Here is a 25,219-nt window from a genome sequence, read left to right as displayed (position 1 = left end):
CCTCAGGCGCGCACCTGTTTCTGGCGCGACAGCTGCACCGCCAGGATGCCCATCGTCACCACAAAGACACCCAGAATATCCCAGCGCCCGAGGCTTTCGCTCAGCACCAGCGCGGCGATCAGCACGCCGAGAAACGGGTTGAGAAAGTGGAAGGTCGCCGCCTTGATCGCGCCGATCCGGTTGACCAGACGGAACCAGACCAGCGTCGCCGCCAGCCCCGGAACGAGCGTGGTATAGACGAAGGCCGCAACCAGTTGCCAGCTCCAGTCGACCTCGAGGGTTTCGGTCGTGAGCCCGGCGAGGCCCAGAAAGAAACTGCCGACCAGCATCTGCAAGCCCACCACCATCAGGAAGTTCCCCCCCGATGTCGCCCCGCGCACCGACAGCGTGGCCAGCGTCAGCGCCAGCACCCCGGCGAAGCACAGCGCGACGCCGTAGATATCCGCGCCGCCCTGAAGACGCGAGCCCATGATGATCGCCACACCGATCAGCCCGGCCACCAGCCCCAGACCACCCAGCCAGCCGCTGCGCTCGCCGAAAATCACCCAGCTGGCCAGCCCCACCATCAGCGGCATGGCCGAGGCGATGATGGTGGCCAGCGAGGCTTCGATGGTCTGCATGGCGACGAAGTTGAGCCCTAAATACAAGGAGTTCTGGCAAACCCCGAAAATGATCGTCGCGCGCCACTGGCCGCGTGTCAGCCGCCAGCTCTGACGCAGGGCCAGCGCGATGGCCACCCCCATCAGTCCAGAGATCAGGAACCGCAGGCTGAGCGCTGTCAGCGGCGGCGCGGCGGCCACGATGATCCTTGCCGAGGTGAAGGCGCTTGACCACATCACCGCAAAGGCCACACCCATAGCGATTGCCCGGATGTCCATCGTTGTCGTCTCCTGAAACTGAAAAGGGCCGCCCTGTCGGGGCGACCCTTTCGTAAACCAGTGGTCTTTGCAAGGTCAGCCGTTCACGCTGTCCTTGAGGGCCTTCGCGATGGTCATCTTGACCACCTTGTCGGCGTCTTTCTTGATCTGCTCGCCGGTGGCGGGGTTGCGCACCATGCGCTCGGGGCGCTCGCGGCAGTAGATCTTGCCGACACCCGGCAGGGTCACGGCGCCGCCGTTCGACACTTCGCGCGTGATGATGTTGATCACGGCATCCAGTGCGGCGTTCGCGGATTTCTTGTCGCTGCCCATTTCCTCGGCCAGAGCGGCAACGAGTTGGGTTTTGGTCATCGGTTTTGCCATTTCATGGTCTCCTTCAACTGCCCGGTCTTTGGGCCTCGTGTGCAGAATTTAACTGTATGTTGTGACCAAACACAACGAATAGTGGCGAAAAGCAAGCCCTTTTCCTGCATTTTGGGGGGATTTTGCCGATCTACAAGAAGGCTGTTTCGTTGAAGCTGCGCAATTTCCGGCTGTGGATACGTTCAAGGGGCATCTGCCGCAAGGTTTCGATGGCGCGAATACCGATCATCAGGTGGCGCGCCACCTGCGTCTTGTAGAAATCCGAGGCCATGCCGGGCAGCTTCAATTCGCCATGCAGCGGCTTGTCGGAGACGCACAGAAGCGTGCCGTAAGGCACCCTGAAGCGGAAACCGTTGGCGGCGATCGTGGCGCTTTCCATGTCCAGCGCGATGGCGCGCGACTGGCTCAGGCGCTGCACCGGCCCGGTCTGGTCGCGCAGCTCCCAGTTGCGGTTGTCGAGGCTGGCCACGGTGCCGGTGCGCATCAGCCGCTTGAGGTCATACCCCTCAAGCTGGGTTTCGGCCTCGACGGCCTGTTCCAGCGCGATCTGGATTTCCGCCAGTGCCGGGATCGGCACCCAGGAGGGCAGGTCGGCATCCAGCACGCGATCCTCGCGCAGATAGGCATGAGCCAGCACGAAATCGCCCAGTTGCTGCGTGTTGCGCAGCCCCGCGCAGTGGCCGACCATGATCCAGGCATGCGGGCGCAGCACCGCGATATGGTCGGTCGCGGTCTTGGCGTTCGAGGGGCCGACGCCGATATTGACCAGCGTGATCCCCGACCCGTTCTCGCGTTTGAGATGAAAGGCGGGCATTTGCGGCTGCTTATCGCAGTGGGGCATCACGTCATCGGGGCCGGTGACGATGGTGTTGCCGGTGCTGACGAAGGCGGTGTAGCCGCTGTCGGGATCAGCCAGCATGCGCCGGGCATAGGCTTCGAATTCCGAGACATAGAACTGGTAGTTGGTGAACAGGACGTGGTTCTGGAAATGCTCGGGATCGGTGGCGGTGTAATGCGACAGCCGCGCCAGCGAATAATCCACCCGCTGTGCGGTGAAGGGCGCCAGTGCCTCGGCGCCATCGGGGCCGGGCTGAAAGGTGCCGTTGACGATGTCATCATTCGTGGTGCCAAGGTCGGGCACATCGAAAATGTCGCGCAGCGTGAACTTTGCCGCGCCTTCCTGCGGGACGGTGATGCCGGGATCGTTGGCGACGGCGAAATGGATCGGCATCGGCGTATCGGAAACCCCGATCGTCACCGGAACGCGGTGATTGTCCAGCAGCAGGCCGATCTGCTGGCGCAGGTAATGGCGAAACAGGTCGGGCCGCGTGATCGTCGTGGCATGGGTGCCGGGTGCTGCGACATGGCCAAAGCTCAGCCGGCTGTCCACCTGCGCATGGCTGGCGGTGGTGATGCGGATCTCGGGGTAATAGGCGCGGATGCGCTGCATGGGCAGGGCGCCGCGCAGGGTATTGGCGAACTCGTCGCACAGGAACCGCGCCGCGCCCTCATATAGCACGATCAGCCGTTCGACCGCCGCGCGCGCGTCGGTAAATTCTTCCGATCCGGGCAGATCGGGTGTTCTGAACCCGGCGGGGCTGTCCGTCGCCATGACGCGTATTCCTTCACGCTGTTCGGATATCGCCCCCGCACGTTGACACGGCCACTGGCGGCGATCAAGCTGATGGGCGAAACGGATGCGCGCGGATGGGAAACTCATGGATTACGAAACCGTCACTCCCGAGGCGTTCGGCGCATCGCTGCGCGGTTTCGGCTTCAATATCCTGGTCAGCGACGTGTTGCGAACGGCGGAGTTCCTGCGCACGGTCTTTGGCCTCGACCTGCACCGCGTCAGCGCGGATTTCGCCATCGTGGCGCAAGGCGACAGCGTGATGCAGCTGCATGGCGACGGCACCTACCACGCGCATCCGCTGCCGGGGCTGCTGCCGGAGAATCCGCCGCGCGGCGCGGGGATCGAGATCAGGCTTTATGATTGCGATCCCGACCTTGCCGCCAGTCGCGCCGAGGCCGCGGGCGGCACGATCCTGCAACCACCCACCGACAAGCCACACGGGCTGCGCGAGGCGGTGATCCTGTGCCGGGATGGCTATGCCTGGGTGCCTTCGCGCCCGCTGAACGAATCTGACCAAGGAGAGACAACATGAGCGTGACGCAACTGACCCCGAACCTAGATCATCGGGCCGAGCGGGTGGATCTTGCCGCCGCGTTCCGCTGGGCGGCGCGGCTCAACATGCACGAGGCCGTCGCCAATCACTTCAGCCTGTCGGTCAGTGACGATGGCACGAAATTCCTGATGAATCCCAACCAGATGCATTTCGCCCGGATCAAGGCCAGCGACCTGATCCTTGTCGATGCCAACGATCCCGAGACGCTGCAAAGGCCCGGTGCGCCCGATCCCACCGCATGGGGGCTGCATGGCGGGCTGCACCGGCATTGCCCGCAGGCGCGCTGCGCGATGCATGTGCATTCGATCCATGCCACCGTGCTGGCCAGCCTTGCCGACAGTTCCCTGCCGCCGATCGACCAGAACTGCGCCACCTTCTTCAACCGCACCGTTATCGATGACGGGTATGGCGGGCTAGCCTTCGAGGACGAGGGCGAGCGCTGCGCGCGCCTGTTCGACGATCCGGCGCGAAAGGTGATGATCATGGGCAATCACGGGGTGATGGTGATCGGCGACAGCGTGGCCGACACGTTCAACCGGCTCTATTATTTCGAGCGCGCCGCCGAGACCTATATCCGCGCGCTGCAGACCGGGCGCCCGCTGCGCATCCTGCCCGACGAGATCGCTGAAAAAACCGCGCGCGAGATCGAATCCTATCCGGAGCAGGGCGAACGCCATCTTGCCGAACTGCGTGCGATCCTTGACGCCGAAGGGTCGGACTACGCCGCCTAGGTTCAGGCCGGGCGCAGGCCGGTTTCCACCAGAAGGCCCTTGCGCTTGGCCTCGTAATAATAGCCGCGCGCATACCACATGATCGCGGCGTCCGGGTCACCATCGGCCACCATGTAAGCGCCGCGCAGGTATTTGCCCGCGTATTTCAGGTTGGTTTCGGCATCCAGCAGGTCATCGGGCTGGCCGCGGAATCCCATCGTGCGCGCGGTCTGGGGCAGAATCTGCAACAGCCCGTAATAGGGGCCGTTGCGCGCCCAGGGGCGATGCGTGCTTTCGCGGATCGCCAGGCGGTGCACCAGCGACCGGGGGATCTCGTAATGATCGGCGTACTGGTTGATCAGGCGGCGCAGTTCCGGGGTCTCGTTGGGATAGAGCGGCGTTGCCATCATGTTGCGGGTGGCGGTCGTCGGGGTCTGGCGCGCGCCGCAACCGGCAAGGGCTGTGGCAAGGCCAAGGCCAAGAACGAGGGCGGAACGTCGGCTGTAACGCTGCATGAGGCCTCCGGGCTGTTGCGCGATGCAATCTGCCCGGATCGGCGCGTATGCGCCAGCCTCTTTGCACGCCATCCGCGAAAGATCGCCCATGCGCCCTTGCCTTTGGCGGGATGATGGCCAATTCATCCCCCATGACCAAGACACTTCTTTCCTTTGGCCACGGCTACAGCGCGCGTGCGCTGACACGTCTCCTGCTGGATGCGGGGGGCTGGACGGTGTTTGGCACTACCCGCAGCCCCGACAAGGCCGAGGTCTTGCGGGGCGAGGGCGTCCATCCGATCCTGTGGCCCGATGGCGACATGCGCACGGCGCTTGAAAGCGCGACGCATGTCCTGATCTCCGCCGGACCGGATGCCGATGGCGACCCGGTGCTGAACCACTGCCGCGACGAGATTGCCGCCATTGCACCAGGGCTGGAATGGGCCGGTTACCTTTCGACCACCGGCGTTTATGGCGACCATCAGGGTGACTGGGTCGCCGAGGACACGCCGCTCACGCCCTCGACCCGGCGCGGCCAGATGCGTGTCGCGGCCGAGGCCGCATGGGGCGCGGTGCCCGGCTTGCCGCTGCATATCTTCCGGCTGGCGGGAATCTATGGCCCCGGCCGCGGCCCCTTCGAGAAGGTCCGCAAGGGCACCGCGCGCCGGATCGTCAAGCCGGGGCAGGTTTTCAGCCGCATCCATGTAGAGGATATCGCGCAGGTGCTCGCGGCTTCGATCGCGCGCCCCGATCCCGGCGCCGTCTATAACCTCTGCGACGACGACCCGGCGCCGCCGCAGGACGTGATCGCCTATGCCGCCGAGCTGCTGGGCCTGCCGGTGCCGCCCGAAGTGCCCTTCGATCAGGCCGAGATGAGCCCGATGGCGCGCAGCTTCTATGCCGAATCCAAGCGCGTCGACAACAGCCGCATCAAGCAGGATCTGGGCATCCGGCTGATCCATCCCGACTACCGTTCGGGGCTGCGCGCGCTCTTGAAGGACAGCGGCGGCGCATGATGCCATGCGGCAGCGTGGCGCGCCCGGTGAGGTGATTTACCCTATGGCGTCACATCGCGCGACCGCTAAGCTGACCCTTTGAGGTCGCGGGTTTCGGGATGCGTATTCATATTGGTCTTCTTCTGATTTCTTTCATGCTGTTGCCCGATACGGGGCTGGCGCATGCGTCGGAGCAGGGCTTCGTGCTGCTGCTGCCGACCGATATCTATATCGGTGCCGGGGTGGCGGCGGTGGTGCTGACGCTGGTGCTGCTGGCGTTCCTGCCGGGTTGGGTGGCGGCGCGGCTGTTCCGCCCGGTCGGGATTATCCACCGTCCGCGCGGGATCGGGTTGCACCATGTGACAAGCTGCCTGTCGGCGCTGCTTCTCTGGGCGCTGGTCTGGCGCGGTTTCACCGGGGCGCATGACCCGACGGTCAATCCCCTGCCGCTGTTCGTCTGGACGCTGTGGTGGGTGGGCCTTGTGACCTTGCAGGGGCTGCTGGGCGATCACTGGCGCTATACGAACCCCTGGACAGGACCGGCGGCGGTGCTGGCGCGGCTGACCGGGTCGCGCGCGCCGCTGCGCTATCCTGCTGCGCTGGGCCACGGGCCGGGAATCGTGATCTTCCTGGGCTTCGCGTCCTTCCTGCTGGCCGATCCGGCCCCGGCCGATCCGCACTGGCTCGCCAGCGTGGTGGGCGGCTACTGGTATCTGACGTTGATGGGGGTCACGCTGTTCGGGCCAAGATGGCTGTTGCGGGCCGAGGCGCTGAGCATCCTCATGCGCTGTTATGGCCGCATGGGCCTGTTCGGGCGCGCGCGCGGGCGGATCAGCGCCGGGCTCTGGGGCTGGCAGCTGTCGTCGCTCGGGCGCGTGCCGCTGGGGCTTGCGCTTTTCATGGTGCTGCTGCTGGGATGTGGCAGTTTCGACGGCGTGAACGAGACCTTCTGGTGGCTCGCCGTCCTGGGGATCAACCCGCTGGAGTTTCCGGGCCGGTCCGCCGTGGTGACGCAGAACCTGATCGGGCTGGCACTGGCCAATGCGGCGCTGATCGCGGTCTTCGCCACCTGCCTCTGGCTGGGCGAGCGGATCGCGGGCACGCGCCGCTCCGCTGGCGATGCGTTGCGCCTTTTCGCGCCTTCGATCCTGCCGATCGCGCTGGGCTATCACCTGGCGCATTACCTGACCAGCTTCCTGGTGGATGGCCAATATGTGCTGGTTGCGCTCAGCGATCCGCTGGGGCGCGGCGATGACCTGTTGAACCTGGGACCGTTCTTCGTGACGACCGGGTTCCTCAACACGCCCGCCACGGTCAAGGCGATCTGGCTGACACAGGCGGGGGCCGTGGTTCTGGGCCATGTGATCGCGATCCTGCTGGCCCATGCGCAAGCGGTGCGCGCCTATGGCAGCAACCGGCGCGCGGTACTGGCGCAGGCGCCGGTGGCCGCCTTCATGATCGCCTACACTTTTTTCGGCCTCTGGCTGCTGGCGTCGCCGCGTGGCATATAGGCCGTCTCAGGGTCTGGACATTCACCGTCCCGCTTCGCAGACTCCGCGCCAACGGGGCCTCGGCGGGTCGGCAGGCCCCAAAACCGGGAGAGACAAAGGCATGACGACCAAGACCACCAAAGGCAGCACGCGCCGCGCCGCGCTCAAGACCCTTGCGGGCGGTGTCGCCGGGGCGGCCAGCCTGCCGCTCTGGGCGCGCTATACCCATGCGCAAAGCAGCGAACCGATCCGTATCGGTTTTCAGGTGCACCGCACCGGCATCGGCGCCGCCTACGGGCGCTGGTATGACCGCACGACCCAGGCGGCCACCCGGCTGATCAACGAGGCCGGCGGCATCAATGGCCGCCCCATCGAGATCATCGCCGAGGATGACGGCACCGATCCCAAGCGCGGCGCCGAAGTGGTCGAGAAATTCGCCAACCAGCATGGATGCGACATCGCCTTCGGGACGCTGTTCAGCCATGTGGTCACGGGCTCCGCGCCGCGCGCGGGGGAACTGAAACTGCCCTATTTCGTGGTGTCCGAAGGGCATCACGTCGCTTCGGGCAGTCTCAACCGCTACACGCTTCAGCCGGGCATCACCGATGTCAAAAGCCAGGTGTTGTCGATGGCGCCCTTCGTGGCCGAGAACCTTGGCAAGAAGGTCACGATGATCTTCCCCGATTATGCCTTCGGCCACGATCACCGGGATTTCTTTTCGCAGGCAATCGAGGCGCATGGCGGCGAGGTGGTGGCCAAGCTGGCGATACCGCCGACGGAAACGTCCTTTACCCGCTATTTCCCCAAGATCCCGCGCGAGACCGAGGTGATCTATCACGTCATGGTCGGCCCCGGCGTGCTGACCTTCGTCAAGGAAATGGGCGAGTTCTTCGGCCCCTCCGCGCCGCAGCTGTTCGGCTTCATCGACAGTCTCGAGGCGGTCGCCATCGACAGCCCCGGCCTCGAATTCCTGGAAGGCAGCCACTTCTGGGAAGGGATGCCGCGCCACCGCCAGCCCGACCAGACCGAATTCGAGACGTTTTACCGCGAGCAGGTGGGTGTTGATGATCGCGGCGCGTCGGTCAGCGATCCGACGGATGTGTCCACGTATGGCCATATGTTCGGCTGCTGGGAGACGCTTCACGTGGTCAAGGCCGGGATGGAGGCCGCAGGCTATCAGGGGCCGGGCGACCGCCCCGCGCTGATCGAGGCCATCGAGGCGATGACCGATCTGCCCCATTCCAGGGAATACCCGCAAGGTCCCAAGGTATTCAACGGCAAGACCCACCAGGTGTTCGGCCAGCAGCACATCACGCGGCTGGAAAAGGGCAACCTGGTCAAGGTGCATACTACCTCGATCGAGGACACGTTCTATCCCGACGAGGTCGACTACACCACGCAGCCGCTTTGACGCTGCTTTGGCGCGGCCCTGCGCGGGCCGCGCCGACCGTCCGGCGGGTTCAGAACACCACGCCGGGCAGCCACGTCGCCAGCGCGGGCACGGCCCAGATCACGGCGATGGCCACAATCTGCAACAGGATGAACGGCGCGACACCCTGATAAATCTGCCCGGTGGTGATCTCGGGCGGGGCGGCGCCGCGCAGGTAGAACAGCGAGAACCCGAAAGGCGGCGTCAGGAAGCTGGTCTGCAGGTTGATCGCGATCAGGATCGCCAGCCAGACCGGATCATGCCCCATCAGGATCAGCACCGGAGCGATCAGCGGCAGCAGGATCACGGTGATCTCGACGAAATCCAGAAAAAAGCCCAGAACGAAGATCATTGCCATCGCGAAGATCAGCGCCCCGGTCGGCCCGCCGGGCATGGATTCAAGGATGTGTTCCACGCGCTCTTCGCCGCCCAGCCCGACGAAAACCAGCGAAAATACGCTGGCCATCAGGATCGTGGCAAAGATCATCGCGGTCACGGTCATCGTGCTGGTGACCGCCCCGGCCAGAACATCGCGCTGTCCCAGGCGGCGCAGTGACGCCAGAATGGCCGCCATGCCGACCAGCGCCAGAACTCCGTAAACGGCACCCAGCGCCCAGGCTCCCGTGCCCGCGTCGCTGCGTTGCAGGCGCACCGGCGCCAGACCGGCGGCAAAGGCCAGGATCAGCAGCGCCGCGACACCGGCGCCGATCAGGCGCGGGCTCACGCCCTGGCGCGCGCCTGCCATCAGGATCGCGCCGATCGCGCCTACCGAGGCCGCTTCGGTCGGGGTGGCGATGCCGCTCAGGATCGCGCCCAGCACCGCGATGATCAGCCCCACGGGGGGCAGGATCGCGCGTCCCACCTCGCCAAGGCCGGGGCGGCCTTCGGATGCGGGCGCGGGAGGCATGTCCTGCGGGCGGATCACGCCGCGCGCCAGAACGTAGAGGATATAGATCGCCACCAGCGTCAGCCCCGGCACCAGCGCGCCGGCAAAGATCTGGCCGACCGATATGGTCTCGACGGAAAACTTGCCCTGTTCGTATTGCGCCTGCTGATAGGCGCTCGACATCACGTCGCTCAGGATGATCAGAAGGGTCGAGGGCGGGATGATCTGCCCCAGCGTTCCGGCGGTGCAGACCAGCCCCGAGGCCAGTCGCGGATCGTATCCGGTGCGCAGCATGGTCGGCAGCGCAATCATGCCCATGGCGATCACCGTGGCGCCGACGATCCCGGTCGATGCCGCCAGCAGCGCCCCCACCAGGATCACCGATATCCCGAGCCCGCCGCGCAACTGTCCGAAAGTGCGGCCCATCGTGTCGAGCAGGTCCTCGGCGATGCGCGAGCGTTCAAGGATCACGCCCATCGTCACGAAAAGCGGGATCGCGATCAGCACCTCGTTGGTCAATACGCCGAACACCCGTTGTCCCAGCGCGCCCAGCAGGTTGATGTTCATCGCGCCGCTGGCCCATCCCAGATAGGCAAACAGGATGGCGGTGCCGGAAATGGCAAAGGACACCGGGAAGCCGGACAGGATCGCGCCCATCAGTGCGGCGAACATCAGAAGGTCAAGGTATTCAGCGATGATCATGCCGTGCGCCCCTCTTGAAGCCTCAGAAGGTTGCGCAGGAAGCAGGCCAGCGACTGCACGATCAACAGGATGCAGAACGCCGGGATCAGGGTCTTGAGAAGGAAGACTGCCGGGATGCCGCCCACCGAAATCGCGCCTTCATGGATCGCCCAGGCGTTGCGAACCGACGGCCAGGACCAGTAAAGCAGCGCCAGAATCGAAGGCACAAGCAGCACCGCGTGACCGATCACGTCGATCCAGGCCTTGCCGCGTGCGCTGGCGCGTGCCTGGAAGATGTCGACGCGCACATGGTCGTCCACCAGCAGGGTATAGCCCGCGCCCAGCATGAACAGCGTCGCATGCATGTAAAGCACGCTTTCATTCACCGCGATTGAACTGAATCCATAGACATAGCGCATCAGAACGATGGCGAACTGCACCAGCACCATCAAGATGGCCAGCCAGCGCACCGTGCGCCCGACTCCGCGGTTCACCATGTCCAGCCGGTCGGCCCAGCGTTCCATCAGCAGCCCTCACCCTCATGCGTGTTGTGGCCGCCCTGCGGCCGATGCGGCCCGGCGCGCATGGTCCTGCGCGCCGGGCCTGTGGCTCCGTCAGTAACCCAGCACCTTGGCGCGGGCGTTCATATGCCCGTTATCCGCATAGGTCATATAGGCACCGACCGAGTCGCGATAGGCCAGGAAGCTCTCGGTGATACGCCCGACCAGCTCGTCGCTGTCGCCGCGCAGCTCTTCGATCACGTCGGCGGCGGCATCGCCCATCGCCATCACCACCTCGTCGGGCAGCTTGCGGGGGATGACGCCTTCGTTGTCGACAAGCTCCTTGAAGGCAAGGGCGTGCTTGGTCTCGTACTCGGTCCACACGTCGTTATAGAGGCTGGCGCAAGCGGTGCTCACGACGCTCTTCAGGTCGTCTGGCAGGGCGTTCCACGCATCGGCATTGACGCCGCATTCCTCGGCCGACGAGGGCTCGCCGACGCCGGGCCAGTAATAGTTCTTGGCCAGCTGGTGGAACCCGAGCGCGGAATCCGTCCAGGGGCCGATGAACTCGCCCGCATCCAATGCGCCCGATTGCAGCGCCTGGAACATCGCCGGGCCGGACATCGCCTGCACCGCCATGCCGATCCGTGCACACATTTCCGAGGCAAGGCCCGTGGTGCGGTATTTCAGCCCCTTGAGATCGTCGACCGAGTTGATCTCGTTGCGGAACCAGCCGAACCATTGCGGCCCGGAATTGCCGCACAGGAACGGCTTGATGCCGAAACGGCCATACATCTCGTCATAGAGTTCCTGGCCGCCGCCATGCACCATCCAGCCGACCTGTTCATCGGCGCGCAGGCCGAAGGGCTGGGAACCGAACAGCAGGATGCCCTTGGATTTCGAGCCCCAATAGGCGGGAACCGCGTGATAGATATGCGCGGTGCCTTCGGCCACGGCATCGAACACGCCCGGTCCGGGCACGATCTCGCCCGCCGCATGGAGTTTCACCTCCAGCCGGCCACCCGACAGGGTGGTGATCCGGTCCGCAAGGGTCTGCGCGGCAACGCCCGGCCCCGGCAGATTCTTGGGCCATGCGGTGACCATCGTCCATTGGGTGATGTCCTGCGCCACGGCGGGTGCGGCCAGCGTGCTTGCCGCCGCGCCGATCGTGCCGGCCTTGATGAAGTCACGTCTTTTCATGTCAGTACCTCCTTGATTTGATAGGGTTGTTCATTTTGTCGTTCCCGGTTCTTCAGCCGGATTTCTGCTGTTGGCCTCGAGCAAGTCAAGAGTGATCGGGCAGCGTTGCCCATCATGGAACGCCTCCAGCACCTCGCCAAAGACCTGCCCGCCGCCAGCTGCCTCGAAAAGCGTCATGGATGAGCGAAGCTTGAGCGCATCCGTCGGGCCAAGAATGGCCTCGGGGTCGCGGCCCGCATGGGCCAGCATCGCCTGCGAAATGTCTTGCAGGCGCGGGCCAAGAATTGGATCGGCCAGAAAGGCGCGCGCCTCTGCAAGGTCCGCGATCCCGTATTTCTGCGCCGTCGCCGAGCGCCCCAGCCCGCGCAGCTGCGCAAAGACGAACCACATCCAGTGGCTGTCCTTGCGCCCTGCGCGGATTTCCTCCAGCGGCCGGGGCCAGACGCGCGCCTGCGCTTCGATGAAGCGCAGGAGGCTCACTTGAGGATGCCCGGCAGGTTCAGGCCGTGTTCGCGCGCGCAATCCAGCGCGATGTCATAGCCCGCATCGGCATGGCGCATGACGCCGGTGGCCGGGTCGTTCCACAGAACGCGTTCGATGCGGCGGTCGGCGTCTTCGGTGCCATCGCAACAGATCACCATGCCGGAATGCTGGCTGAACCCCATGCCAACGCCGCCGCCGTGATGCAGGCTGACCCAGGTCGCGCCGCTGGCGGTGTTCAGAAGCGCGTTCAGCAGCGGCCAGTCGCTCACGGCGTCGCTGCCGTCCTTCATGCCCTCGGTCTCGCGGTTGGGCGATGCGACCGAGCCCGAATCCAGGTGGTCGCGCCCGATCACCACGGGGGCCGAGAGTTCGCCGTTGCGCACCATCTCGTTGAAGGCCAGCCCCAGCTTGTGGCGCAGGCCCAGCCCCACCCAGCAGATCCGCGCCGGAAGCCCCTGAAAGGCGATGCGCTCGCGCGCCATGTCCAGCCAGTTATGCAGATGCGGGTCGTCGATCAGTTCCTTGACCTTGGCGTCGGTCTTGTAGATGTCCTCGGGGTCGCCCGACAGCGCGCACCAGCGGAACGGCCCGATCCCGCGGCAAAAGAGCGGGCGGATATAGGCGGGCACGAAGCCGGGAAAGGCGAATGCGTCCTCCATCCCCTCGTCCTGCGCCACCTGCCTGATATTGTTGCCGTAATCCAGCGTCGGCACACCTGCGTTCCAGAAATCGACCATCGCCTGCACCTGCACCCGCATGCTCGCGCGGGCGGCCTTTTCCACGGCCTTGGGTTCGGTTTCCTGACGCGCGCGCCATTCGGCCACGGTCCAGCCCTGCGGCAGATAGCCATGCACCGGGTCATGGGCGCTGGTCTGGTCGGTGACGATATCGGGGCGCACGCCGCGCCTGACCAGTTCGGGAAAGACATCGGCTGCATTGCCGATCAGCGCCACGGATTTGGCCTCGCCCGCGCTGGTCCAGCGCTCGATCATTTCCAGGGCCTCGTCCAGATCGCTGGTGATCTCGTCCACATAACGCGTGCGCTTGCGGAACTCGGCGCGGCTTTCGTCGCATTCCACGGCCAGGCAGCAGGCCCCGGCCATCACCGCCGCCAGCGGCTGCGCTCCGCCCATGCCACCCAGGCCCCCGGTCAGGATCCAGCGGCCCGTCAGGTCGCCGTCGTAATGCTGGCGCCCGGCCTCGACGAATGTCTCGTAGGTGCCCTGCACGATGCCCTGGCTGCCGATATAGATCCAGGACCCGGCGGTCATCTGGCCATACATCATCAAACCCTTCTTATCGAGCTCGCTGAAATGGTCCCAGTTGGCCCAATGCGGCACCAGGTTGGAATTGGCGATCAGGACGCGCGGCGCGTCCTTGTGGGTGCGAAACACGCCCACCGGCTTGCCCGACTGCACCAAAAGGGTCTCGTCCTCTTCCAGCCCCTTCAATGCGCCGACGATGCGGTCGAAATCCTCCCATGTGCGCGCGGCGCGTCCGATGCCGCCATAGACCACCAGCTCATGGGGGTTCTCGGCCACATCCGGGTGCAGGTTGTTCATCAGCATCCGCATCGGGGCCTCGGTGACCCAGTGCTTGGCGCTGATTTCGGCGCCGGTATCGGGATAGATATCACGCGTGTTGTGACGGGGATCGGTCATGTTTGGTCCTCCCTCAATGGGCCAGCAGATGGCCGGCAATGATGTTGCGTTGAATTTCGGACGAGCCTTCGTAGATGCGCATGATCCGCAGATCGCGCGTCAGCCGTTCGATGGGGAAATCGCGGGTATAGCCATAGCCGCCGTGAATCTGCAGCGCGGTGTCGGCGACCATGTCGGCGGCCTCGGAGGCCTTCAGCTTGGCCATCGCCGCCGCATCCGAAAACCGCTCGCCCAGCTCGCGCTGCCGCGCCGCTTCCAGCGCCATCAGCCGCGCCGATTGCAGCTCCAGCGCCATGTCGGCCAGCATCCAGCGGATGCCCTGCTTGTCGCTCAGCGCCTCGCCGCCGATCACCCGCCCCTTCGCGTAATCGCTGGCGGCATCCAGCGCCGCCTGCGCCATGCCGATACATTGCGCGGCCACCTCGACGCGGCCATTGTCCAGCACCTTCATTGCCGTCTTGAAGCCCTGTCCAGCCTCGCCCAGAAGCGCATCTTCGGGCAGTTCGCAATCGATATTGAGCGTGAACACATGCCCGCCCTTGAGGCCCATCGTCCGCTCGGGCGCGCCTGGCTCGAACCCCGGCGTGCCCTTCGGAACCACAAAGGCCGAGATACCCCGATGCCCGGCCTCGGGATCGCTCACCGCATAGACCACGACGAAATCCGCGATCCCGCCATTCGAGATGAAGCATTTCGTGCCCTTGAGGTGCCATCCGCCATCCGTGCGCCGCGCGCGGGTCTTCATGTCGGCGGGGTCGCTTCCGGCGGTCGGCTCGGTCAGCGCGAAGGCGCCCAGCATCTCGCCCGTGGCGGCCTTCGGCAGGATCGCGGCGCGCTGCGCGTCGCTGCCACCGATCAGGATCGAATCCGTCGCCAGGTAATGCGCCGTCAGCGCCGATACCGTCGAGCCACAGCCACCGGCCACGATCTCGACCGCCCGCAACAGCGCCTGCGCCGAAATGCCGGCGCCGCCATGCGCCTCGGGCAGGTTCGCGCCCAGCAGACCGGCTTCGGCCAGCACCTCGATCTGCGCATGAACGAAAGCGCCGGTTTCATCGGTCTCGGCCGCTTTCGGGGCGATCCGCTCGGCGACGATCCGCTCCAGCATGTCGCAAAACAGCCGCTCTTCCTCGCTGAGCATGTGAAACAGCCCGCTCATGTCAGCACTCCCGCTTTTCTCAGGTCATCCAGTTCAGCGGCATCGACACCGCACAGGTCGCGCAGGATGCTTTCGCCATCCGCGCCCAGTCCGGGGGCCGATACGCGCGCGGCGGGCTTCTCGTCGTCAAAGCGCACCGGCTGCGCCACCACGGCGGCGTGTCCCAGCACGTCATGGGGCAGATGGGCGATCAGCTCGCGGCTCTGCGCATGTTCGCTGGCGCTGGCCTGCGCGATATCCCAGATCGGCGCGCTCGGCAGCTGTGCCTCGGCCAGGGCCGTCATCGCCGCTTCGGTCGATCTTGCGCGGCTCCAGCCTTCGATCATCGCTTTCAGCTCGGGCTCATGGGTGGTGCGCGCCTCGTCCGTGGCAAAGCGAGAATCCTGCGGCAGGTCCGGCTGCCCGATCAGCTCGGCAAGGCGCGCGAATTGCGCGGGCGTCAGCACGGCGATCACCACCTGCCCGTCCTGTGTTGCGAAGCAGCCGAACGGGGTCGACAGCGGATGCCGGTTGCCCACGCGCTGCGGTGTCTCGCCACCGTAAAGATACTGCGCATGGCTGGTGGTCAGCAGCGAAAACAGCGCGTCATACATCGCCACGTCCAGCGTCGCGCCCTGTCCGCTGCGCGCCTTTTGCACCAGCGCCGCCATGATCGCCCAGGATCCGAACAGGCCGCCCATCAGGTCGGCGATCGATTCCCCGGTCTTCAGCGGCGCGCCACCCTCTTCGCCGGTGGCCGCCATCAGCCCCGACATCGCCTGCACCACAAGGTCATAGGCGGGCAGGTCGCGAAACGGCCCGGTCTGCCCGAAACCCGAGATCGAGCAATAGACCAGCCCCGGATGATCACCGCGCAGCCTTTCAGGCCCCAGCCCGATCTTTTCCGCCACGCCGGGTCGGAAATTCTCGACCACCACGTCGCAGCCCGCCGCGATGGCGCGCGCCAGCCGCAGGCCCTCGGGGTCCTTCAGGTTCAGGGCGATGCTCTTCTTGCCCCGGTTGTTGAGGGTGAACAGCGCGCTTTCCCCCTCGTTGAAGGGGCCGATATGGCGGTAATCGTCGCCGCGCGGCGGCTCGAGCTTGATGATCTCGGCGCCGAGGTCGGCCAGCAGCGCGGTGCAATATGGCCCTGCCAGCACGCGAGTCAGGTCCAACACGCGGATACCTTCAAGCGGCTTCATGACAGCGCTCCGCTGCGGCCCAGATCGTCCAGCCGCTTCAGGATGTCCGCCAGATGCGGGCGCAGCGCCCCGGCGCGCTCGTGCAGATAGGGCCAGGGCGGCGATTCCTCCATATAGGTCGATTGCGCCAGCTCCATCTGGATCGCGTGCAGCCCCTCGGCGGGGCGCCCGTAATGGCGCGTGGTCCAGCCGCCCTTGAACCGCCCGTTCATGACGCAGCTATAGCCTTCGGCGGCCCGGCAGGTGGCGTCCACCGCCTCGGCCACGGCGGGCGCACAGGTCGCGCCCTCATTGGTGCCGATGTTGAAATCGGGCAGGGTGCCCTCGAACAGGAAGGGAATGTGCGAGCGGATCGAATGGCAGTCATAAAGGATCGCGACCCCGTGGATCGCCTTCACCCGCTCCAGCTCGGCATCAAGCGCGGCGTGATAGGGCGCATGCCATGTTTCGCGCCGGTATTCGACTTCGCCTCCCGATGGCGGTTCATCCCAGATCGCCTCGCCATCGAAATCGGTCAGCGGCACCAGCCCGGTGGTGTTCTGCCCCGGATAAAGGCTCTGGCCGGACGGGTCGCGATTGGCGTCGATGACATAGCGATGGAACGTCGCGCGCACCGTTGTCACGCCTTCCAGCAAGCCGTCATAGAGCTTGTGAATGTTCCAGTCGGTATCGCTCAGCCCCTTGCCGCGCGCATTGAGCCTGGCGCGGATGTCCTGGGGCACATGCGTTCCGGTATGGGGCAGGCCCAGAACCACCGGGCTTTCGCCGCGTGTCACCTCGACCGGATTCATCGCGCCATTCCTTCTTCTGTTCCGAAATATCCCGGGGTGAATTGGCCGCAGGCCAAGAGGGGCAGCGCCCCTTTCTTCCTTGCCCCGCTGCGCCGCCGCCGGCCGCTCACAGCGTCATCTCCAGCCCGGCGGCCACCACAAGATCGCCCTCGCGAACAAGCGCCGCCGCCTCCTGCAGGTCGGGCGCCAGATAGCGGTCCGCTTCCAGCGCCGGGATCGCTTCGCGCAGCCGCGCGATCACCCTTTGCAACGGCGCGCTGGTTTTCAGCGGCGCGCGAAAGCCGATGCCCTGTGCGCCGCAGATCGCCTCGACGCCAAGGATCGTGTTGAGGTTCGCATTCATCCGCGCCAGGCGCCGCGCGGCATGGGCGGCCATGCTCACATGGTCCTCCTGGTTGGCGCTCGTGGGGGTGCTATCGGTGGTGCAGGGATTGGCCAGGTGCTTGTTCTCGCTCATCAGCGCGGCGGTCGTCACCTCGGCGATCATCAGCCCCGAATTGAGCCCCGGCGCAGGCGTCAGGAAGGGCGGCAGGTCAAAGCTCAGGTTGGGGTCCACCATAAGCGCCACGCGGCGCTGCGCGATGGCGCCGATCTCGGCGATGGCCATGGCGATCTGGTCGGCGGCGAAACCCACCGGCTCGGCGTGGAAATTCCCGCCCGACACGATGCGCCCCTCATCGACCAGGACCAGCGGGTTGTCGGTGACCGCGTTGGCCTCGATCTCCAGCACCTCGCCTGCGCGGCGCAAGAGGTCGATCGCCGCGCCGCTCACCTGCGCCTGGCAGCGGATGCAATAGGGGTCCTGCACGCGCGAATCCCCCTCGCGGTGGCTTTCGCGGATCTCGCTGCCATCCATCAGCGCGCGCTGCGCGCGGGCCGCGGCGATCTGGCCGGGATGGCCGCGCAGCGTGTGGATCGAATCGATCAGAGGCGCGGTCGATCCCATGATCGCATCGGTCGACAGCCCCGAGGTCACGATACAGCCCTGCGCATTGCGCCATGCATTCCACAGCCCCGCCAGCGCGCAGGCGGTCGAAAACTGCGTTCCGTTGATCAGCGCCAGCCCCTCCTTCGGGCCAAGCACGATGGGTGCAAGCCCCGCCTGCGCCAGCGCCTTGCCACCCGGAAGGCGCGTGCCATCGCGAAGCCTCGCCTCGCCTTCGCCGATCATCACCGCCGCCAGATGCGCCAGCGGCGCCAGGTCGCCCGACGCCCCGACCGAGCCCTGGTCGGGCACCACCGGGGTGACATCACGCGCCAGCATTTCCTCGATCAGGGTGATCGTGCGCCACGCCACGCCCGAGGCCCCGCGCCCCAGCGACATGAGCTTGAGCACCATCATCAGCCGTGTGGTGGGCGTGTCCAGCGCCTCGCCCACGCCGCAGCAATGCGACAGGATGAGGTTGCGTTGCAGGGCTTCGGTCTGATCGGCGGGGATCTTGACGCTGGCCAGCTTGCCAAAGCCCGTATTGACCCCGTAAACCGCTTCATCGCCCTCGGCGGCCTTTTGCACCAATGCGGCGGCCGCCTCGACAGCGGGGCGACAGGCGCGGTCCAGAACCACGCTCAGGCTGCCCCGCCAGATCGCTTCCATCCGCGCCAGCGTCACTTTGCCGGGAACCAGCGTCTCGGTCATCCTTCACCTCCGAAAATCCGCCGGTAAAGCGGGTTGAAACCGATGCGATAGGCCAGCTCGGCGGGCTGCGCCGCGTCCCAGATCGCCAGATCCGCGCGCCGGCCCGGCGCGATCGTGCCGCAATCATCCAGCCCCAGCGCTTTTGCGGCGTGGCAGGTGACACCGGCCAGCGCCTCTTCTGGCGTCATGCCGAACAGCGTGCAGCCCATGTTCATGCTCAGCAACAGCGACGACATCGGCGAGGAACCGGGGTTGCAATCGGTCGCCAGCGCCATCGGCACGCCATGTTCGCGAAAGGCCGCGACCGGGGGTTTCTGCGTTTCATGAAGCGTGTAGAACGCGCCGGGCAACAGCACCGCGACGCTGCCCGCCTCTGCCATCGCGGCGGCGTCGTCCTCGTTGGCGTATTCCACATGATCGGCCGATAGCGCGCCATAGCGCGCCGCCAGCCGCGTGCCGCCGATATGGCTCAGCTGCTCGGCATGAAGCTTGACCGGCAGGCCCAGCCGTTTCGCGGTGTCGAACACACGTCCGATCTGTGCCGTGTCAAAGGCGATGCCCTCACAGAACCCGTCCACCGCATCGACCAGCCCCTCGGCGGCGGCGGCCTCCAGCGCGGGCAGGCAAATGTCGTCGATATAGGCGTCGGGGCGGCCCTTCATCTCGGGGGGCAGGGCATGTGCGCCAAGGAAGGTGGTGACGATCCTGACCGGGCGCAGCGTCGCGATCCGGCGCGCGACGCGCAGCATCCTGAGCTCGGTCTCGATATCGAGACCATAGCCCGATTTCACCTCGATCACGCTTGCGCCCTCGGCGATCAGCGCATCGGCAAAGCGCAGCGCACCGGCAAGCAGCGTGGCTTCGTCGGCATCTCGGGTGGCGCGCACGGTCGACACGATCCCGCCACCGGCGCGCGCGACTTCCTCGTAGCTTGCACCGCCAAGGCGCATCTCGAATTCGCCGGCGCGGTCGCCGCCATGCACGATATGGGTGTGGCAGTCGATCAGCGCCGGAGTCACCAGCCGCCCGCCCAGATCCTCGGTCGTTGCCCCGGCATGTTCGGCGGGCAGGTCCGCGGCGGGACCGACCCAGCGGATCAGGCCGTCTTCGATTGCGATTGCCGCGTTCTCGATCAGGCCATAGGGCCTGTCGCCAACCATCGTCGCCACTGTCGCGTTTTGCAGGAGCATTGCACAACCTTGTTGATCTGCGAGTCGTTTCATGTGATTATGTCTATACATATTCCAACGGTCAAGACGGGAAAATGGCGATGACACGAATCTGGGCTGAACAGGCGCTTTTGCCCTCGGGATGGGCGCGCGACGTGGCGGTGGAGCTTGACGCGGCGGGGTGCATCGCCTCGGTCGCTGATGGGCAGGAGCCGCGCGCGGATGATTACCGCAGCGGCATTCTTCTGCCCGCGCCCGCCAATGCCCATTCCCATGCCTTTCAACGGGCGATGGCCGGTCTCACGGAATCGCGCGGCCCCGATCCGCGCGACAGTTTCTGGACCTGGCGCAAGCTGATGTATCGCTTTCTTGACCGGCTCGATCCCGATCAGGTGCAGGCCATCGCCGCACTCGTGCAGATGGAGATGCTCGAGGCGGGCTATGCCACCAATGTCGAATTCCACTATCTTCACCATGCCCCCGGCGGCGTGCCCTATGACACCCTGTCGGAAATGGCGCAGCGTATCGTTGCCGCCACGAATGAGACCGGCATAGGCCTCACGATCCTGCCTGTGCATTACCGCTTTGGCGGCTGCGACGGGCGCGAGCTGACCGCCGGACAGATCCGTTTCGGCAACGATCCCGACCGCTTCGCGCGGCTGGTCGAAGAGTCCCGCGCGGCGCTTGGCGCGCTGCCGGATGACGCGCGCCTTGGCGTCGCGCCCCACAGCCTTCGGGCCGTGACCCCCGAGGATATCGCCCGCGCGCCCGATCTGGCGCAGGGCGGGCCGCTGCACATGCACCTTGCCGAACAGGTGGCCGAGGTCGAAGAGGTGCAGGCGGCCCTGGGCGCGCGCCCGGTGGAATGGCTGCTCGACAATGCGCAGGTGGACGGGCAATGGTGCCTCATTCACTGCACCCAGATGCAGCCGCATGAAACCGAGGCGCTGGCGGCCTCGGGCGCGGTGGCGGGGCTGTGCCCGATCACCGAATCAAGCCTTGGCGACGGCATCTTCGATGGTGTGCGCTGGTTGAATGCGGACGGGCGCATCGCGGTCGGGTCGGATTCGAACATTCGCATCGCCCTGTCCGAAGAACTGCGCACGCTGGAATACTCCCAGCGCCTGCGCGACCGGTCGCGCGCGGCGCTGGCCAATGCGCAGGCCAGCACCGGGCGCCGCCTGTTTGAAGCGGTCTGCGCTGGCGGCGCGCGCGCTTCGGGGCGCGACAGCGGGCGCATCGCACCCGGTGCTCTGGGCGATCTGGTGGCGCTCGATGCGGGGCATGTGGACCTTACCGGCCAGAGCGGCGACATCCTGCTGGATTGCTGGATCTTCGCGGGCAATGACGCGATGGTGCGCGATGTCTGGTCCGCGGGGCGTCACCTTGTGCAGGGCGGGCGCCACCATGCGCGCGACCGTATCACCGCCGCCTATGCACGCGCGATGGCGCCGCTGCGGGGGGCGCTCTGATGGCCACCGGCGCGCCGCCGCCCAAAGGCTGGCAGGCCATCCATGACGAGGTGCTGCGCCGCATCCATGCGCGCGACTGGCCCCCCGGCCATGTGATCCCCAACGAGGTGGACCTTGCGCGCGAGTTCGGCTGTGCGCGCGCCACGGTGAACCGCGCGCTGCGCGCCCTGGCCGAGGAAGGCATCCTCGAACGCCGCCGCAAGGCGGGCACCCGCGTCGCCCTGCACCCGGTCAGCCGCGCCACCGTCGATGTGCCGGTGATCCGCCGCGAGATCCAGGAGCGCGGCCAGCGCTACGATTACCGCCTGCTCGACCGCGGCACCGCGCAGCCCCCGGCGGCGATCCGCGCCACGCTGGGCGCGGGCGAGGCGCTGCATGTCACCGCGCTGCACAGCGCCGATGGCGCGCCCTACGTGTTCGAGGATCGCTGGATCAGCCTGACCACCGTGCCGGACGCGGCGGCGGAATGCTTCACGTCGCTCAGTGCCAATGAATGGCTGCTGGCGCGCGCGCCCTATACGCATGGCGATATCGCCTTTTCAGCCGAGGCCGCGTCGGATCGCGATGCCGAACTTCTGGACAGCTCCGCCGGAGCGCCCCTGTTCGTGATCTGGCGCACCACCTGGGATCATGACCGGGCGATCACCACCGTGCGGCTGGCCTATGCGCCGGGCTATCGCATCCGCACGCGGATCGGCGGCGTGGCGGCTGGCGGCGGTCAGGCCTGAACCGCCTGTCGCGCGCGATCAGCCGTCGTTCTCGCGCGCATAGACATCCTCGTAACGGATGATGTCGTCCTCGCCGAGATAACTGCCGGTCTGCACCTCGATCAGCGCCATCGGCACCTTGCCGGGGTTCTCCATCCGGTGCACCGCGCCCAGTGGCACATAGACCGACTCGTTCTCGCTGACCAGTTTCACCTCGTCGCCGATCGTCACCCGCGCGGTGCCCGAGACGACGATCCAGTGTTCGGCGCGGTGAACATGGCTTTGCAGGCTCAGCGCCGCGCCCGGCTTGACCACGATCCGTTTGACCTGGAAGCGCTCCGACAGGGCCAGCGTCTCGAAATAGCCCCAGGGCCGGTGATCGCGGGCAAAGCTGTCGGCCTGGCTCACGCCCTTGGCGCGCAGCGTCTTGACGACCTGTCCCACGTCCTGGGTGCGCGACATGTCGGCCACCAGCACCGCGTCGGGCGTCGCCACGACCATCGTGTTGCTGAGCCCGAGGCCGACCACCTCCAGCCCCTCGCTTTCCGAGCGCAGCAGCGTGTTCTCGCAATCTATCGCCGTCGCCGGCCCCGACAGGCACACGCCATTCTCGTCCGACCCGGCCTCCTGGCTGACCGCTGCCCAGCTGCCAAGGTCCGACCAGTGATGCGCATAAGGCACCACCGACAGGTTCCCGGCGCGTTCCATCACCGCGAAGTCGATCGAGATGCTCTCCGCCTTGGCCCAGGCTTCGGGATCGAGCCGCAGAAAGCCAAGATCGGGGCGGGCCTTTTTCACCGCATCGCGCACCGGGGCCATCAATTCGGGGGCATGGGCCTCGAAGGCGGCAATCACGTCGCGCGCGGCAAACAGGAAGATCCCCGCGTTCCACAGGAAATTGCCCGCCTCCAGCATGTCGCGCGCGACATCTGCATCGGGCTTCTCGACGAAACGGCGCAGCGCCACGGCGCGGCCCGACCCGTCGGGCGCCTCGCCCAGTTCCAGGTAGCCATAGCCGGTCTCGGGATGGGTCGGCGTGATCCCGAAGGTCACCATCTGCCCGCTCGCGGCGGCCTCGGCCCCGGCGGCGATGGCGGCGTGAAAGGCACCGGTATCGGGGATGACGTGATCCGACGGTGCCACCAGCATCAGCGCGTCGGGGTCGCTCGCGGCCACATGCAGCGCCGCGGCCAGAACGGCGGGCGCGGTGTTGCGCGCCTCGGGTTCGATCAGCACCGCGCCCGGCTCGACACCGGCCTCCAGCATCTGCTCGGCCACCATGAATCGGAAATCGGCATTGGTCAGCACCACCGGCGCGGCGAATGACAGCCCCGCGCCTTGCCCGCTCAGCCGCTTGGCGCAGCCCTGCAGCAGGCTTTCATCGCCCAGGATACGGGCGAACTGCTTGGGATAGCCCTTGCGCGACAGCGGCCAGAGCCTCGTGCCCGAACCGCCGCAAAGAATGACCGGAGTGATCGTCTGCATCTGTCAAAAATCCCGTCGCATCATGTGAACGCCCGCATTGTCCTGCCGGTCCTTTGGGGCAAGCCAAAGGCGCGCCGCGGGCATTCTGTTGACCTTCGCGCTCAGCTTTCGCGCTCCACTGCCGCCACCACATCGCCCAGCACCCGATCCAGCAGCGCCGGATCGACGGCCTCGGCCATGACCCGGATCAGCGGCTCTGTCCCCGACTTGCGGATCAGGAGCCGGCCGTCCTTGCCCAGCGCCTTTTCGCCCTTGGCGATGGCCTCCTGCACCGAATCCGCGTCCAACGGGGCCTTGTCGGGCTCGTAGCGGACATTGATCAGCTTCTGCGGCACCGGCTTGAACACGCGGGCCAGCTGGCTGGCATTCTGGCCGGTCTCGACCATGCAGGCCAGGAATTGCAGCGCCCCGATCAGCCCGTCGCCGGTGGTGGCGTAATCGGTCATCACGATATGCCCCGATTGCTCGCCGCCCAGAGAATGCCCGCCCTGTCGCATCGCCTCGACGACATGGCGGTCGCCCACCGCCGTGCGCTTGAGGTCGATCCCGTGGCCGTTCAGATGCCGTTCGAGGCCAAGGTTGGACATCACCGTCGCCACCAGCGTATTGCCCGCCAGACGGCCCTGTTCGGCCCAGCGCGTGGCGATCAGGCCCATGATCTGGTCGCCATCGGCGACATGCCCCTTCTCGTCGATCAGAACCACCCGGTCGGCATCGCCATCAAGGCATATGCCGATATCGGCGCGGGTCTCGATCACCTTCTTGGCGGCGGCATCGGGATGGGTCGAACCGCAATTGCGGTTGATATTGGTGCCGTCCGGCTCCACGCCGATGGCGATCACCTCGGCGCCCAGCTCCCACAGGACGGCAGGCGCGGTCTTGTAGGCGGCACCATTGGCGCAATCCACCACGATCCGCAGCCCGTCCAGACGGCGGCGCGACGGAAATGTCGTCTTGGCATATTCCACGTAGCGCCCGCGCGCGTCGTCGAACCGCTTGGCACGGCCGATATTCTCCGGTGCGGCGGCCTTGATGCCGTTCTCCATCAGCGCCTCGATCCCGGCTTCGGCCTCGTCGCTCAGCTTGAAACCGTCGGGGCCGAAGAACTTGATCCCGTTGTCCGAGGCCGGGTTGTGGCTGGCCGAGATCATCACCCCGACATCGGCACGCAGACCATGCGTCAGATAGCCGATCGCCGGGGTCGGCATCGGCCCCAGCAGGAACACGTTCATCCCGGTCGATGTGAACCCGGCGGTCAGCGCGTTCTCGATCATGTAGCCCGAAAGCCGCGTATCCTTGCCGATCACCACCCGGTGCTCCTGCGTGTCGCGCCGGAAATAGCGACCCGCCGCCGCGCCGAGCTTCAGTGCGATCTCGGCGGTCATCGGCCAGCTGTTGGCGCGTCCGCGCACACCGTCGGTGCCAAAGAGTTTCTGGGCCATTGGCCGTGGTCCTTCGTTCCTGTCATGCCTCTGGCATGGTTTTGCCGCTTCTCCTTACCCGTGTGCCGCGCTCCTGTCCAATGGCGGATGCGGGGCGCGGCGGCCTGTTCCGCTGCCCCGGCGGGCATTCGCGCCACGCCCCGCGCGCCTTTCTCGCGTCGTCGATTGACGCAGGCGCGGGCGAACTGCATTAAAGGCGCGCGGGGAATGCGGGTCTTGAA

The 25,219-nt window shown here is 66.2% G+C and carries 24 protein-coding genes; 8 read left to right on the top strand and 16 right to left on the bottom strand.

All coding sequences use genetic code 11. The features are described 5' to 3' along the window. Positions 1–2: 2 nt before the first annotated feature. The 3 genes from ROH8110_RS17900 to ROH8110_RS17890 form a co-directional block, all read right to left on the bottom strand. Positions 3–878 (bottom strand): DMT family transporter, encoded by an 876-nt coding sequence (locus tag ROH8110_RS17900; RefSeq protein WP_085819155.1) that lies wholly within the window; start codon positions 876–878, stop codon positions 3–5. Between the two features lie 75 nt (positions 879–953). Next, positions 954–1,241 (bottom strand): HU family DNA-binding protein, encoded by a 288-nt coding sequence (locus ROH8110_RS17895; RefSeq protein WP_085819154.1) that lies wholly within the window; start codon positions 1,239–1,241, stop codon positions 954–956. A 130-nt stretch (positions 1,242–1,371) separates the two neighbouring features. Beyond that, on the bottom strand, positions 1,372–2,853 hold the full coding sequence (locus tag ROH8110_RS17890) for an AMP nucleosidase (protein WP_085819153.1): 1,482 nt from the start codon (positions 2,851–2,853) through the stop codon (positions 1,372–1,374). 106 nt (positions 2,854–2,959) lie between these two features. Here ROH8110_RS17890 and ROH8110_RS17885 point away from each other — a divergent pair, with 106 nt between their 5' ends. Continuing rightward, entirely contained in the window at positions 2,960–3,406 is a 447-nt protein-coding gene (locus tag ROH8110_RS17885; RefSeq protein WP_085819184.1) for a VOC family protein, read from the top strand. Further along, a complete protein-coding gene (locus ROH8110_RS17880) occupies positions 3,403–4,158 on the top strand; it encodes a class II aldolase and adducin N-terminal domain-containing protein (RefSeq protein ID WP_085819152.1) in 756 nt (251 codons plus the stop codon). Before ROH8110_RS17885 ends, ROH8110_RS17880 begins: the two co-directional genes overlap by 4 nt. A 2-nt stretch (positions 4,159–4,160) precedes the next feature. On the opposite strand, the gene ROH8110_RS17875 is transcribed toward ROH8110_RS17880, so the two are convergent. Next, positions 4,161–4,652 (bottom strand): lytic transglycosylase domain-containing protein, encoded by a 492-nt coding sequence (locus tag ROH8110_RS17875; RefSeq protein WP_085819183.1) that lies wholly within the window; start codon positions 4,650–4,652, stop codon positions 4,161–4,163. Positions 4,653–4,783: 131 nt separating this feature from the next. Here ROH8110_RS17875 and ROH8110_RS17870 point away from each other — a divergent pair, with 131 nt between their 5' ends. The 3 genes from ROH8110_RS17870 to ROH8110_RS17860 all read left to right on the top strand — a co-directional run bounded on the left by ROH8110_RS17870 (position 4,784) and on the right by ROH8110_RS17860 (position 8,527). Next, the gene (locus tag ROH8110_RS17870) at positions 4,784–5,647 is read left to right on the top strand and encodes an SDR family oxidoreductase (RefSeq protein ID WP_085819151.1); all 864 of its coding nucleotides are present in this window, start codon (positions 4,784–4,786) and stop codon (positions 5,645–5,647) included. Positions 5,648–5,745: 98 nt separating this feature from the next. Continuing rightward, positions 5,746–7,137, top strand: coding sequence for a hypothetical protein (locus tag ROH8110_RS17865; protein WP_085819150.1), 1,392 nt, complete (start codon positions 5,746–5,748; stop codon positions 7,135–7,137). Positions 7,138–7,237: 100 nt separating this feature from the next. Further along, positions 7,238–8,527, top strand: coding sequence for an ABC transporter substrate-binding protein (locus ROH8110_RS17860; protein WP_085819149.1), 1,290 nt, complete (start codon positions 7,238–7,240; stop codon positions 8,525–8,527). Between the two features lie 49 nt (positions 8,528–8,576). Here ROH8110_RS17860 and ROH8110_RS17855 read toward each other — a convergent pair whose 3' ends face one another. From ROH8110_RS17855 to hutI, 10 genes are all read right to left on the bottom strand, one after another. Further along, positions 8,577–10,127 carry a TRAP transporter large permease gene (locus ROH8110_RS17855; protein WP_176236628.1) on the bottom strand — a complete coding sequence of 517 codons (1,551 nt, stop codon included), beginning with the start codon at positions 10,125–10,127 and terminating at the stop codon, positions 8,577–8,579. 2 nt (positions 10,128–10,129) lie between these two features. Beyond that, positions 10,130–10,636 (bottom strand): TRAP transporter small permease subunit, encoded by a 507-nt coding sequence (locus tag ROH8110_RS17850; protein ID WP_085819147.1) that lies wholly within the window; start codon positions 10,634–10,636, stop codon positions 10,130–10,132. A 90-nt stretch (positions 10,637–10,726) separates the two neighbouring features. Next, positions 10,727–11,812 (bottom strand): TRAP transporter substrate-binding protein, encoded by a 1,086-nt coding sequence (locus ROH8110_RS17845; protein WP_085819146.1) that lies wholly within the window; start codon positions 11,810–11,812, stop codon positions 10,727–10,729. Between the two features lie 30 nt (positions 11,813–11,842). Continuing rightward, positions 11,843–12,292, bottom strand: coding sequence for a DUF1810 domain-containing protein (locus ROH8110_RS17840; protein WP_085819145.1), 450 nt, complete (start codon positions 12,290–12,292; stop codon positions 11,843–11,845). Beyond that, entirely contained in the window at positions 12,289–13,956 is a 1,668-nt protein-coding gene (gene hutU / locus ROH8110_RS17835) for a urocanate hydratase (RefSeq protein WP_085819144.1), read from the bottom strand. Before hutU ends, ROH8110_RS17840 begins: the two co-directional genes overlap by 4 nt. Before the next feature lie 13 nt (positions 13,957–13,969). Continuing rightward, positions 13,970–15,115, bottom strand: coding sequence for an acyl-CoA dehydrogenase family protein (locus ROH8110_RS17830; RefSeq protein WP_085819143.1), 1,146 nt, complete (start codon positions 15,113–15,115; stop codon positions 13,970–13,972). After that, positions 15,112–16,296, bottom strand: a complete 1,185-nt coding sequence (locus tag ROH8110_RS17825; protein ID WP_085819142.1) for a CaiB/BaiF CoA transferase family protein — start codon at positions 16,294–16,296, stop codon at positions 15,112–15,114. Before ROH8110_RS17825 ends, ROH8110_RS17830 begins: the two co-directional genes overlap by 4 nt. Next, a complete protein-coding gene (gene hutG / locus ROH8110_RS17820) occupies positions 16,293–17,087 on the bottom strand; it encodes an N-formylglutamate deformylase (protein WP_085819141.1) in 795 nt (264 codons plus the stop codon). Before hutG ends, ROH8110_RS17825 begins: the two co-directional genes overlap by 4 nt. Before the next feature lie 106 nt (positions 17,088–17,193). Continuing rightward, complete coding sequence (hutH, locus tag ROH8110_RS17815; protein WP_085819140.1) at positions 17,194–18,723, bottom strand: histidine ammonia-lyase; 1,530 nt, start codon at positions 18,721–18,723, stop codon at positions 17,194–17,196. Further along, entirely contained in the window at positions 18,720–19,913 is a 1,194-nt protein-coding gene (gene hutI / locus ROH8110_RS17810; RefSeq protein WP_085819139.1) for an imidazolonepropionase, read from the bottom strand. Before hutI ends, hutH begins: the two co-directional genes overlap by 4 nt. Before the next feature lie 80 nt (positions 19,914–19,993). Here hutI and ROH8110_RS17805 point away from each other — a divergent pair, with 80 nt between their 5' ends. Both ROH8110_RS17805 and hutC read left to right on the top strand, forming a co-directional pair. Continuing rightward, positions 19,994–21,364, top strand: a complete 1,371-nt coding sequence (locus tag ROH8110_RS17805; protein ID WP_085819182.1) for a formimidoylglutamate deiminase — start codon at positions 19,994–19,996, stop codon at positions 21,362–21,364. Beyond that, the gene (hutC, locus tag ROH8110_RS17800; protein ID WP_085819138.1) at positions 21,364–22,092 is read left to right on the top strand and encodes a histidine utilization transcriptional repressor HutC; all 729 of its coding nucleotides are present in this window, start codon (positions 21,364–21,366) and stop codon (positions 22,090–22,092) included. Before ROH8110_RS17805 ends, hutC begins: the two co-directional genes overlap by 1 nt. An 18-nt stretch (positions 22,093–22,110) precedes the next feature. Here the strand turns inward: hutC and ROH8110_RS17795 are convergent, their stop codons facing one another. Both ROH8110_RS17795 and glmM read right to left on the bottom strand, forming a co-directional pair. Next, positions 22,111–23,556, bottom strand: coding sequence for a mannose-1-phosphate guanylyltransferase/mannose-6-phosphate isomerase (locus tag ROH8110_RS17795; RefSeq protein ID WP_085819137.1), 1,446 nt, complete (start codon positions 23,554–23,556; stop codon positions 22,111–22,113). 101 nt (positions 23,557–23,657) lie between these two features. After that, positions 23,658–24,998: a phosphoglucosamine mutase gene (gene glmM, locus ROH8110_RS17790; RefSeq protein WP_085819136.1), complete on the bottom strand. Its 1,341-nt coding sequence runs from the start codon at positions 24,996–24,998 to the stop codon at positions 23,658–23,660. A 35-nt stretch (positions 24,999–25,033) separates the two neighbouring features. Here glmM and ROH8110_RS18785 point away from each other — a divergent pair, with 35 nt between their 5' ends. After that, positions 25,034–25,192 carry a hypothetical protein gene (locus tag ROH8110_RS18785; protein ID WP_170156475.1) on the top strand — a complete coding sequence of 53 codons (159 nt, stop codon included), beginning with the start codon at positions 25,034–25,036 and terminating at the stop codon, positions 25,190–25,192. Positions 25,193–25,219: the final 27 nt, after the last annotated feature.

Source organism: Roseovarius halotolerans (assembly GCF_900172255.1).
Classification (GTDB): domain Bacteria; phylum Pseudomonadota; class Alphaproteobacteria; order Rhodobacterales; family Rhodobacteraceae; genus Roseovarius; species Roseovarius halotolerans.
This window is presented reverse-complemented; position numbering and strand designations above follow the sequence as displayed.